Source organism: Rubellimicrobium sp. CFH 75288 (assembly GCF_009904055.1).
Classification (GTDB): Bacteria; Pseudomonadota; Alphaproteobacteria; order Rhodobacterales; family Rhodobacteraceae; genus Rubellimicrobium.
This window is the reverse complement of sequence record NZ_WYDP01000060.1, coordinates 1-821: the sequence shown is the minus strand read 5'-3', so window position 1 is coordinate 821 and position 821 is coordinate 1. Positions and strand designations below refer to the sequence as shown.

General features: G+C 64.4%; 1 pseudogene. It reads left to right on the top strand.

The window, feature by feature from the left end:
* Positions 1–23: 23 nt before the first annotated feature.
* Positions 24–821 (top strand): annotated as a pseudogene (locus tag GT358_RS16370) (IS5 family transposase); the annotation flags it as partial.

The following is an 821-nucleotide window of genomic DNA, read 5'->3' as shown; positions in this document are numbered from 1 at the left end:
ATCAGGACCCGTTGATCTGTCTGATGCGGCAGTGCCTGAGTGGTTCAGGCTTCCGGGTTGACGGGGGTGGTGATGGGCAACTTTTCTGGCTGACGGACGAGCGAATGGAGCGGCTGCGGCCGTAGAGCCATGGCCGTCCTGGTTCGATGACCGGCGCGTCTTGAGCGGCATGATCGTCATCCCTCGCAATGGCTTGAGGTGGTGCGACGCGCCGCCCGAGCATGGGCCGCACAAGACGCTCTGCAACCGCTGGGTCCACCAGAGCCGGATGAGGTCTTCGCCCGGATCACGGAAGGACTGGCCTCTAGCGGGGGTGAGGAAAAGGTCGTGATGATCGGCGCGACATACCTCAAGGCGCCTCGAACGGCCTCAAGCCTGCAGGTCAAAAAGGGGGGGCGCGAGCGCCTGATCGGGCGCACGACAGGCGGACTGAGCACCGAGCTGCAAGGAGGTCACGGAGGCCAGAGGCCGCCCGATCCGCTTCTTCATGCCCGCAGGCCAGGTCGGCGACCACACCGGCGCGGCGGTCCTGCTGCGCAGCTTGCCGGGCGTGGACTAGCTCCGGGATGCACTGAAAAAGGGATAGAGCCCGTTCGGGGCTGATTTGATCCCCCGGATCAAATCTGATCGCCCCTCACCCCGGGTCAAGAGTCACGCGGCAAGATCGTCCGATACGACAAGCCTCAACACAGGCGCGACAACCGGATCAAGATCATGTTCGGACGGCTCAAGGACTGGCGCCGCATCGCCACCCGCTACGACAGGTGCCCCAAGGTCTTCCTCTCCGCCGTCATCCTCGCAGCAACCGTCCTGTTCTGGCT